General features: G+C 33.9%; 12 protein-coding genes. 6 read left to right on the top strand and 6 right to left on the bottom strand.

Annotated elements, in window-relative coordinates; translation table 11 throughout:
• Positions 1–217 precede the first annotated feature (217 nt).
• The 3 genes from QM017_RS05785 to QM017_RS05775 all read left to right on the top strand — a co-directional run bounded on the left by QM017_RS05785 (position 218) and on the right by QM017_RS05775 (position 3,427).
• Positions 218–1,363, top strand: a complete 1,146-nt coding sequence (locus tag QM017_RS05785; protein WP_282709119.1) for a D-alanine--D-alanine ligase family protein — start codon at positions 218–220, stop codon at positions 1,361–1,363.
• 62 nt (positions 1,364–1,425) lie between these two features.
• Positions 1,426–2,841, top strand: coding sequence for a glycerophosphodiester phosphodiesterase family protein (locus QM017_RS05780; protein ID WP_282709118.1), 1,416 nt, complete (start codon positions 1,426–1,428; stop codon positions 2,839–2,841).
• A gap of 37 nt (positions 2,842–2,878) precedes the next feature.
• Positions 2,879–3,427: a DNA-3-methyladenine glycosylase I gene (locus QM017_RS05775; protein ID WP_282709117.1), complete on the top strand. Its 549-nt coding sequence runs from the start codon at positions 2,879–2,881 to the stop codon at positions 3,425–3,427.
• Positions 3,428–3,466: 39 nt separating this feature from the next.
• On the opposite strand, the gene QM017_RS05770 is transcribed toward QM017_RS05775, so the two are convergent.
• From QM017_RS05770 to QM017_RS05760, 3 genes are all read right to left on the bottom strand, one after another.
• Positions 3,467–3,946, bottom strand: coding sequence for a universal stress protein (locus tag QM017_RS05770; protein ID WP_178198370.1), 480 nt, complete (start codon positions 3,944–3,946; stop codon positions 3,467–3,469).
• Between the two features lie 83 nt (positions 3,947–4,029).
• A complete protein-coding gene (locus QM017_RS05765) occupies positions 4,030–4,311 on the bottom strand; it encodes a hypothetical protein (RefSeq protein WP_282709116.1) in 282 nt (93 codons plus the stop codon).
• A 309-nt stretch (positions 4,312–4,620) separates the two neighbouring features.
• Positions 4,621–5,892 (bottom strand): replication-associated recombination protein A, encoded by a 1,272-nt coding sequence (locus tag QM017_RS05760; RefSeq protein ID WP_282709115.1) that lies wholly within the window; start codon positions 5,890–5,892, stop codon positions 4,621–4,623.
• Positions 5,893–6,035: 143 nt separating this feature from the next.
• Between QM017_RS05760 and QM017_RS05755 the strand changes: the two genes are divergently transcribed.
• The 3 genes from QM017_RS05755 to QM017_RS05745 all read left to right on the top strand — a co-directional run bounded on the left by QM017_RS05755 (position 6,036) and on the right by QM017_RS05745 (position 8,782).
• Positions 6,036–8,078, top strand: a complete 2,043-nt coding sequence (locus QM017_RS05755) for a hypothetical protein (RefSeq protein ID WP_282709114.1) — start codon at positions 6,036–6,038, stop codon at positions 8,076–8,078.
• A 188-nt stretch (positions 8,079–8,266) separates the two neighbouring features.
• Positions 8,267–8,407 (top strand): hypothetical protein, encoded by a 141-nt coding sequence (locus tag QM017_RS05750; protein ID WP_282709113.1) that lies wholly within the window; start codon positions 8,267–8,269, stop codon positions 8,405–8,407.
• Positions 8,408–8,446: 39 nt separating this feature from the next.
• Positions 8,447–8,782 (top strand): hypothetical protein, encoded by a 336-nt coding sequence (locus QM017_RS05745; protein WP_282709112.1) that lies wholly within the window; start codon positions 8,447–8,449, stop codon positions 8,780–8,782.
• 384 nt (positions 8,783–9,166) lie between these two features.
• Here QM017_RS05745 and QM017_RS05740 read toward each other — a convergent pair whose 3' ends face one another.
• The 3 genes from QM017_RS05740 to QM017_RS05730 form a co-directional block, all read right to left on the bottom strand.
• A complete protein-coding gene (locus QM017_RS05740) occupies positions 9,167–9,616 on the bottom strand; it encodes a YueI family protein (protein WP_282709111.1) in 450 nt (149 codons plus the stop codon).
• Between the two features lie 119 nt (positions 9,617–9,735).
• Positions 9,736–10,341 (bottom strand): 30S ribosomal protein S4, encoded by a 606-nt coding sequence (gene rpsD, locus QM017_RS05735; RefSeq protein ID WP_178198376.1) that lies wholly within the window; start codon positions 10,339–10,341, stop codon positions 9,736–9,738.
• Positions 10,342–10,553: 212 nt separating this feature from the next.
• Positions 10,554–11,003, bottom strand: a complete 450-nt coding sequence (locus QM017_RS05730) for a GAF domain-containing protein (protein ID WP_282709110.1) — start codon at positions 11,001–11,003, stop codon at positions 10,554–10,556.
• Positions 11,004–11,085 lie beyond the last annotated feature (82 nt).

Here is an 11,085-nt window from a genome sequence, read left to right as displayed (position 1 = left end):
TCATGATAACAATCTTATTTAGATTTAGCAAAAGATAGCATGTAAATTTTGTGTAATTTCTTGATAACAGATGTTAATTTGTGTAAAAGATAAATTCTCTAATTAAATATTAAAAAGTCGGATTTTATTGGATAGTGACAATACTAGCAAAGCTAATTTTTTTATCGTATAATATATTTAGTTAAATAAAAAAATAATGAAGAGGACGGATTATTAAATGGAAAATAAGAAGTTACACATTGCTTTATTTTTCGGAGGAAATTCCTCAGAACATGATGTTTCAAAACGTTCAGCACATAATATTTATGATGCCTTAGATAAAAATAAATACGAAGTTTCAGTATTTATGTTCACCAAAACAGGCTTTTTATTAGGCAACAAAGATTCAATGCGCATTTTTGATGGTGAAAATGAAGATGAAGTTGTGGCTCAAGCAACTAAAGATGTCGATTTTTCTAATCCATTAGCTAATATTCAAAACTTATCTGAAGTTAAAGATGTTGATTTATTCTATCCAGTTATCCATGGAAATATGGGTGAAGATGGTACAATTCAAGCATTGTTCCGTTTGCTTAACAAGCCATGGATTGGAAGTGGAATCACTTCATCAGCTGTTTCGTTTGATAAGGACTTAACCAAGCAATTATTGACCTTGCATGGAATTCGCAATACAAAATATGTTGTTGTAACACCTGAAAACCAAGCTGAATATACCTATGAAAAATGTAGTGCTCAATTAGGTGAAACATTATTTGTTAAACCAGCACGTCAAGGTTCTTCAGTTGGTGTATATAAAGTTACTAACAAAGAAGAATTTGATCGAGCAATTCAAGATGGCTTCCACTATGACTTTAAAGTGATGGTTGAAGAAGCTATCAAGAATCCACGTGAAATCGAATGCTCAATTCTTGGAAACCGTGAAACAAAAGCTTCTAAATTAGGTGCAATCAACATTCCAGAAGGTGACGACTTCTATGATTACAACAACAAGTTCGTTGATGCTTCTGGTGTAGTCTTCCAAATTCCAATTGATTTGCCAGAAGATTTAACTAAAGAAATCCAACAAATGTCAATCGATGCTTTCCGTGTCTTAGATAACCGTGGTTTAGCACGGATGGACTTCCTGGTTGATGAAAATAATGTGCCATACTTTGGTGAAGCTAATACTTTACCAGGATTTACTAATATTTCTTTATACCCACAACTTTGGGAAGTAAGTGGCATTTCATATGCAGATTTAATCGATCGCTTGATTCAATTAGCCATTGATGAATTTAACGATAATGCTAAATTACATTATGATTTTGTGGAATTAGGAACTGAAAAAGTCGGTACTAAGATCATCGATGGTAAGAAAAAATAAAACTAATTGAGTAAGGCCAGATGTTATATCTGGTCTTTTTTGTATAAAAGGGAGGATTTTGTGTGGGGTTATTATTGATCTTAGCGCTTTTGTTTAGATTAAGTGCAACTATACCTTTATTATTTGTCTTATGTCTATTCATAGGTGCGTTAATCAATGAGTATATTTTACAAGGAGAGATAACCAGAAAGATTTGGCCTAAATTATGCTGGATGTTTAGTTGGTGTTGCTGGGTGCCGGTAATTTGGTTGAATGTATGGCGTGCTTTTCTAGGACAACTTGAGCTTAACCCATTTGTTTTAGATTTTATTTTTAGATATCGTATTTTTATTTTTACCATAGGTGGAAGTATATATCTTTTAGGAATATATATTTTATTACGCTTGATATGGACTTGGAGCTTAGGCGTACAAACAAATCTTACTTTTAAACAAGCAATACAACGCTCGTGGAAGTTAACAGGACAAAACTTTCCTTTTAAGCTAACATTGTTAGTGATTGTTATTTTTTTTAGTCGCTTTTTTGTTTGGCATATGTTTACCCGGTTGCCAAATTTTATAGCATTAGCCGGTAATTTGTTGTTGCAAAGCGTTTTATGCGCACTTTTTTGGTATGCACGCTTAAAAATTGTTGCTCCTAAAGCGTTGGAATTTAAAAAGAGTGGCGTAAAAGAAATAATAATAATTAGTATTTTAATTTGTTTGAACGGTCTAATATTAATGTGTAATGTATTGCCAAATACTTCTAGACTGCAAATTATTGCGCATAAAGGAGTGGCAAATGTTACTGCAGTACCTAATTCATTAGTAGCGCTTAAACAAACTGCACTACATGTTCACCCAGACTTTGTTGAAATCGATGTACGAGTCACTAAAGATAATAATTTTATCGTCAGTCACGATGACAAATTATTAACTGTAGCCGGAAAAAACATTAGCATTAAACAACAAACAGCAACTAATTTACAAAAATTAAGCATAAAGCAAGGCGACAAAGCAACGCATTTGACGACGTTGACACATTATTTACAAGTTGCCAAAGCGTTAAACCAACCGGTATTGATCGAATTAAAGAGTGAACAATTATGGTCAAATAAAGTTATTGCTGATTTCATTAAACGTTATGGAGCAATGATAAGCCAAAACCATTGGAAGATACACACGATGAATTATCGACTGTTACGAAAGATTAAACAAATGGCACCACAGCTAAAAATAGGTTATGTAGAACCATTTACTTTGTTTGCGCCTAAAGTTGCTAAGGCAGATTTTTTGTCATTAAATCAAACATTATTGCTAAGTAGTCAAACACAAAGGTTAAAAAAAGCTTTTTATGTTTGGACTGTTAATCAAAAAGTAAGTGCTCAAATGAGTCAAACTCTGGGAGCAACGGCTATTATTACTGATAAAACTAGTTTGCTACAGCGGGTAAGTAGAAATAATAACATGAAGTTAAAAATTTTGTTAAAAGAGATATGATTTGCGTATTTTAAATAAAAGAAATGAGGTGATTTAAGTGCAATGTGCATGGATATATGATACTACGCCTGAAATGAAAGCATATCATGATGATGAATGGGGGAAAGAAAAACATGACGATTGTCAGCTGTTTGAGTTTTTAGCGTTAGAAATTTTACAAGCAGGTTTAAGCTGGCAAATTGTTTTGGCTAAAAGGCCAGCTTTACGCACAGCTTTTGCAAACTTTGATGTACAAAAAGTAGCACAAATGGATGAAATGCAAATCCAAGAACTACTAAATAATCCCAATATTATTCGCAATAGACGTAAGATTGAAGCAATTATTAATAATGCTAAATTAGTAGTTAAACTAAAAAGACAAGGGCATAGTTTAGATGAGCTTGTTTGGAATTATGTCGATTATCAGCCTTTAAATAATCATTGGAAATATCCAGAAGAAATTCCTAATCAAACTAAATTATCGAGTCAGATTGCTAAAGATTTTAAGAAATTAGGATTTAGTTTTTTAGGACCAACAATTGTTTATTCTTTTTTGCAGGCAGTAGGTGTTGTTAACGATCATTTGGAAGGATGTTCTTGTAAATAAAAACAATACGAAGTGAGTAAGCTCACTTCGTAATAAAAACTATTTTTTCTTATTTAAAACGGCTTTATTATCTAAGTCTGTCCGTACAACTAAAACATCGCAAGTTGCTGCGCGGGTGACATATTCGGTAACGGAGCCGACTAAAATACGTTCAACAGCATTTAGTCCAGTAGCACCAATCATAATTAAATCGATATTTTTTTCTTTTGGTAAATCTTTAGCAATAACAACTTTTGGTGAACCATATTCAACGGTATAGTCAATATTGCTAAATCCAGCCTTTTGTGCTTCGTTCACATAGCCATCCATCGTTTTTTTAGCTGTTTCTGAAACTTGTTCAACCATTGCAGTATCAAAGCTAGAGATATTTTGGAAAGCACGTGTATCGATTACATGAACCAAGTGTAACTTTGTATCAGTACCATTTCTTTTGGCAACGTCGATAGCTTTTTTGAAAGCTAATTCAGCTTCATAAGAACCATCAACAGGGACGAGAATATTTTTGTAATTTTGTAACATAAAAATCATCCTTTCTATTATCTCCTCACATTAATTTTACTAGATTTATAGCAAAAAATAAAGTGAAAACGCTTGAGAGTGTTTTAGTGTAAATAAGCTAACATTAAAAATGAAATGAAGCTTACAGCCAATGCATCTGCGATTAAAACAAATGCAATTAAAAGTGTATTACTGCTAAAAAGACAACTTAAGGTTGCTAAGCCTAATAAAATCAAAACCCAGCTCCAAAGGCTTAAAAACTTAGTTAAACCACTGACTTTTTCGGGGTGGAAAATTAAAAATGGCTTTTTTCGATGGAGCCATAAAAAAATTCCTAAAAATAAAACAATAAGACTTAAGATGAATAATAAAATAGAGACTAACACAGTTAAAACTCCTTTACGCAAAGTAAAAAGGGCGGTAGATTCCTACCACCCTAGCAAAGCTTACACTTTGGAAAATCCGCTGATACCGTTGTAGACTCTGTAGTTGAACCCGCGTGTAAGCAGGAAAATGGCCTCGTCAGCTAGCTTTTGGGACTCAAGTGAGATGAGCATGCCAGCTACTAGCTATCAAAGACACTAAGATTATAGGTGTTCGGTCAACCTTACATTGATGAGTCAACACGTATATCTCAGAAGTTCATCCCAATAATAGCATAACCTAAGATCTAAAGCAAATTTAACAGACTTAATTTAATTTCGTTGAGCTTTTTTTAGACGTTCATATTGCTGTTTGAGAAATTGTTCATAGCGTCCATTTTCTTTTCCTTGATAGTAAGAAACATCTTTAAGCTTGTCAGGTAAGTATTGTTGTTTTACCCAATCAGAGGTGAAATTATGCGGATATTTGTAGTCAATACCGCGTCCGAGTTTTTCAGCTCCTTGATAGTGAGCATCGCGTAGATGTGCAGGAACTTCGCCAAAATTTCCTTTTGTGATATCTTTTAGGGCGGCATCAATTGCACAGATGGCAGAATTTGATTTGTAAGATAAGCAAAGATCAATAACAGCTACGGCTAAAGGAATACGAGCTTCTGGAAGTCCAAGTTTTTCGGCTGCTTGAACAGCTGCTACGGTTCGGGCAGCTGCTTGTGGATTGGCTAAACCGATATCTTCATATGCAATCGTTAATAAGCGCCGATTTAGACTTATTAAATCACCAGCTTCTATTAACCGTGCCATATAGTGTAAAGAAGCATCAGTATCTGAGCCACGGATTGATTTTTGGAGAGCAGAGATAACATCGTAATGAGCATCGCCATCTTTATCATGCGTTAGTGCTTTTTTTTGGACACATTCTTCGATTATCTTTAAATCTAAAATAATTTGCCCAGCTTCATCAGCTTGTGTCGATAACGCAGCTAATTCAAGTGCGTTTAAAGCACTGCGTAAATCTCCATTAGTAATTTGTGCCAAGTGATTGCATGCCTCATCTGAAAGTTTAATGTTCATTTTACCTAAGCCATTTTCCTTATCGTCAAGTGCTCTTTTTAGCGCTTGTTTGATATCTGAAATGGTTAAAGGCTTTAACTCAAAAATCTGCGTACGACTACGTATCGCGGGATTAATAGCGATATATGGGTTTTCTGTAGTAGCGCCAATTAAGATAATGCGCCCATTTTCAAGGTGAGGTAACAAAAAATCTTGTTTTGGTTTGGTTAAACGATGAATTTCATCTAGTAATAAGATGACTGTTCCGCTTATTTTAGCTTCTTCAACGACGATTTCTAATTCTTTTTTGCTATCAGTTGCAGCGTTTAAGCTTCGAAAAGCATATTTGGTAGAACCAGCAATCGCACTGGCAATACTAGTCTTACCGATGCCTGGCGGACCATATAGTATCATCGATGATAATAGCTTGGCTTTAACCATTCGATTGATAATTTGATTAGGACCAACTAAGTGTTGTTGTCCGACAATTTCTTCGATTTTTGTAGGACGCATCCGATAAGCTAAAGGTTGCATAGTTTTTCCTTTCTTTAAATAAAAGTTCATTTTTAATAGTATTATATCATTTTTGTGAGATTAATCTGTTTGGCAAATCACTTTCTTAAACAAAATCTGTTAAAATATAAGATAAAGACTTACAAGTTAAAGGATGAAGAAATGTGAAATTTGATGAAATTGGTCAACAAATTTTTGAACAAGAGCTAACTCAAGCATTACATTGTTTAAGCTGGCAAGTTAGTCGTACTTGGAATTGTGTAACGCCAGATTTACAAGCTAACACTATAAGTTTAGGTTTAACAGCCAATCAATATTTTAATCAACCTAATCTTGATCAGGTAACTTTAATAACTAAGAAAGGGCAAAGCCTAACAGATGTAATTAATGACATGCAAATTCAACAAGATGCTTTGCTCACTAAGTTAACAACAAAGCAGTTATTGTGGCCTTTAGGAAGTGGAGTAACACAAGCTAAAAATTCTACCCAAATTCGTGTAGCATGGCCAGAAAAGTTAGCTGAAGAACTATTTGAGGCTAAGTTTAAAAAAGCAGGATTGACCTACTTGGATTTTAGAAATCAATTATATTTAAAAGTTGCCCAGCAGTTAATTGCACATCAATGGTTTGTTGAGTATTTGTTTGGTGCTAATCCATATGATTTTGCTCGTGGCCAAAAAGAAGGCAAAGTAGCACCTAAAAGAAATTCTTGTGCGATACTAGATGAACAACAACTAGCCCAACTAGATCAAATTGATTATCATACAATAAAAGGTTATCTAAAAACAACACATAATCTTAGTTGTCAAGATTGGGTTAAATTAGGATGTACTCAATTAACAGAAACTAAGCAAGAAGGTATTTTATATTTAGAAATACAAACGGCTAATTATGACGATCAGCAACGCTTAGGAATCGGTAAAGATTATCTAAAGTTAATGGAAGTGATGATAGGTTATTTCTTGATGATACCTGGGTGTGATAATGGTGATTTAAAACAAATTTTATCGCAAAAACGTATGCAAGCCCAAGAAATTGTAGCACAAAGTCCTTATGCTAAGAATCAAGCAACACAAACAAGCTTACATTTATTAGAGGAACTTAACCGATTTGCGACTCAATTTGCTTATTTTGATTGGCAGGCAGTCTATACTAAATTAAAGAAACGAATTAACGACCCACAAGAAACACCAGCAGCTAAACTATTACGTCAGCCAAGTTCTATTTTGGAGTTTGGAAAGCAACAAGCCTTAAAATGGCAAAAAGATATAAGTGCTACAACTCAAAAATTAGATACAAACTCGCAAAAATTATTGCAAGCGGCAATTTTAAATGGGATTACGTACCAAATTTTATTGGCACAAGCTGGGGTCTTACAAATTGGTAAGCGTGTGATTGTAAAAGGTATCCAAACTGAAAAAAATAGCGCACCATATCAGCAATTACTACAGTATAAACAACAAGCTAATAGGCTAGCCCAAAAAGCAGGTTTTTATACGTTACAATCATGGGAAATAAATAATATGCAACAAGCACATGAACTGTATTCTAAGATTAAGAAACGAGCAGTTGTCGTTAAAAGTGCTTTAGCCAATGCTCAACAACAAGCCCATGTTTTTCGTTTAGGGCCTACTAAAGAGCAATTTATTGCAGCAGTTAGTCGTATTCATAAACAAGGTTCACCTGTTTTAGTTGAGCAAGTTGTGTCTGGCTCGACTTATCGAGCTTTGATTGCCGATAAAAAAGTAGTTAGCATAGTTGAAAGAATTCCAGCTAATGTGGTTGGTGATGGAAGATCGACTTTAGAGCAATTGCTAGCTAAAAAACAGTATGTTTTAGATGAGATTGAAACGGAAACATTAAAGAATCAAGGAATTAGACTTGATGAGGTGATTCCTCGAGGCATTCAAGTTTTATTACGCTATGATGCTAGTTCAAATACGAAAGCACAATATTTAGAAGTACTTGATGAAATTAATCAAAGCTATTTAACAAAAATTGTTGAATTAGCTGAGAGTTTGCATTTAAATGATGGTGGTATAGATGTGATTTTACCTAATCTTTATCAACCATATGATTTAGCTCATCCAGAATTATTGGTCTTTTTGAGTGCACATACCGAAATTGATTATTCCATACATGAAAATGTAATGTTGCTTGATAGTCAAGATATTGCTACTAAATTGTTGCAAGCTTGGAAAGTATAAAAAATATAGCAGTCAGTCTTAGGATTGGCTGTTTTTTATTTGAGAAAAATTTTATTATTTAAGCTATTAAATTCGCTAACATAGTAGTTCATAATATTAGATGGTTTTGATGTTAGGGGATGATATTTAGGTTGCATACATAAAAATTATATTTTAATGGTTAGCTAAATTTAAAAAATTAGAGGAGTTTGAAAAAGAAATTAATGGTAAAAAAAGATCAACTTTTTAAAATTTGTCAATTAACCGATATTCATTTAAGTCCATTACCTTTAAATCAGGAAAGTAAGCGGACTATTCGTGATATGACAAACTTTTTAAAAGATAAGTAATTTGACTTGTTAATGATGACGAGCGATTTATTATGGGGGTTGGAGAATCCAGATCCTGAACAAACATTAATTCAGTTATATGATGTGTTAAATCAAACAAAAATATCGATTGCGATTACTTATGGTAATCATGATGCTGAAGGGGATTTTAGTAGACAACAACTACGTGAGTTTGAAGACCATCTTAAATATTTAGCTGATAAACACGATAGCTATACAATTTTTGATCGGCAAAATTATGTATTAGACATTTATTGTGAAGATCAGGTTCGCAATAAGTTATATGTCTTTGATAGTGATGATTATGGTAAGTGGGAAATTACCAGCAAATATGCGGTAATTGAACCTGAACAGATTATGTGGTATCTAAAATAATCACAAGATCGTAGTGTTAAAGATTGTGATTTAAGTTTTTTGCATATACCGTTACCTGAGTATCGACAAGCTGTTAAACAAGAATTAATAGCAGGGAAAAATTTGGAAAATATTTGTTGTGGAGAACCCAATTCGGGATTATTTTATGCTTTTTCACGCCAAAAAATGTTAAGGGTGTTTTTGCTGGACATGATCATGACAACAGTTTTCAAAGTAAGCTAGCAGGTATTGAATTAAATTATGGTAATATTTCAGGTTACAACACGTATTTCAATTTACACGGGGAGCTCGAATTATTAATCTATATGTAGATCATTTCACAACAGAAATTTGGCAGTAGGAATAAACAAAGCGCTTAACACATTTTTGCGTGTTAAGCGCTTTTTAGTTAAAAAAACGGTGCCAAAAACTTTTTTGAGTTGTGTCTGTAACAGAAGAATTGTTTAACGGATAGCGCTTGGCAACATCGATTATTTCCAGATTGAGTGCTTGTTTTTTTGCAGCTAAAATGACTGCGGAATCATCATTTTGAGTACCAAAGCTCACATTACTAGTAGTGGTGACTTGAATATGATTATCTTGAGCAAGTTTTAAAATTTTGGCTAGTATCTTGTTTGGAATAGCAGCGTTAACTAATAAAATATATTCAGGGTGCAATTTAGTTTCTTGGGCCAGTGCTGTAAGATATTCTGGTGTACTTAATTGTCCAAAAGTTAAGACTAAATCGACACGTTCACGAAAAGTTCCCAAGTATTTGCGTTGTTCGTCTGGTTTTAATTGCGGAGTACCATAGACTGCATGATTGAGATGATCTTGTAAATCATTATTGGTCATTTAATGTACCGTCCTTGAGTTAATTTGTCTAAATTTTAACATATCTCAAAAAATAAAACCAATCAAGTGCAATAAAAAACCTGCACCAATAAGTGCAGGTTTTTGCGTAAAACGCAAGATTAAAGTTTGTTGTAGTATTCAACAACTAAAGCTTCATCGATGTTTGCGTCGAGTTCTTCACGTTCTGGTAAACGAACAAGAGAACCTTCCATTGTGTTTTCATCAAAGGAAACAAATGGTACACGCCCAACAACAGCTTCTAAAGCATCTTTTACGATTTGTAAATCTTTTGAACGTTCACGTAAAGAGATAACTTGGCCTGGTTTAACATCGTATGAAGGGATGTCAACGCGCTTGCCGTCAACAGTGATATGACCATGGTTTACCAATTGGCGAGCTTGGCGACGAGTTGTAGCCAAACCTAAACGGTAAACAACGTTGTCTAAACGACGTTCCAAAAGGATCATGAAGTTATCACCGTGCTTACCTTCGCGAATCTTACCAGCTTTAACGAAAAGGTTAGCAAATTGACGTTCGGATAAACCGTAAGTCATACGTAATTTTTGCTTTTCACGTAATTGCAAACCGTATTCTGATAATTTACGACGGTTTTGACCATGTTGGCCTGGTGCGTATGGACGACGAGCTAATTCTTTACCTGTACCGGAAAGAGAAATCCCTAAACGACGGGAAACTTTCCAGGATGGACCTGTATAACGTGACATGAAAAATTCCTCCAAAATATTTATTAATGGAGTAAAATAATCCTTGTGAGTTTAGTATTCGTGCAGTTTATTTTGGATTTTCGCTTTTGCAGCCGAAAAGTTACTAATCAACCGAAACGGCAATAAACTGTTGACGAGCTTACCACTCACTGCTGCATTATTTTACACAAGTTTCAATATAACACTAGAAAGTAAAAATTGTCAAGGAATTATCAGATATGTTTTAACAAAGTTGTTACAAAAGCTGCTAATTCTTGTTCGTCATGGGCGCTAAACCGATTTAATTCAGGAGAATCAATATCTAAAACACCTAAAATTTCTCCATTTTTGATTAAAGGTAAGACAATCTCAGAATTGCTAGCGGCATCGCAGGCAATATGACCAGCAAATTCATGTACATTAGCAACACGTAAAATTTTTTGCTCTGCTATTGCGCTACCACACACACCTTGTCCCAAAGGAATATGCATGCAGGCAACTTTTCCTTGAAATGGTCCAAGATTTAATGTGTTTGTTTCTTGGTCGTAAAGATAAAACCCAACCCAATTGATATTTGAGAGATGTTCATTTAATAAGGCGCTAGCATTTGCTAAGTTAGCAATAATGTTGTTTTCTCCTTGTAAAAGGGCATCAAGTTGTTGAGTTAAAACGGATTCAGACATAATTTTATCTCCTTTAAAATAATTAAATAAAAAAGCAAAATGCGTTTGATTCATATGTTATAATTAATAATAGATTTTAGAA

The sequence above is a fragment of the Ligilactobacillus sp. Marseille-Q7487 genome (assembly GCF_949152225.1).
In the GTDB taxonomy this organism is placed as follows: Bacteria; Bacillota; Bacilli; order Lactobacillales; family Lactobacillaceae; genus Ligilactobacillus.
This window is presented reverse-complemented; position numbering and strand designations above follow the sequence as displayed.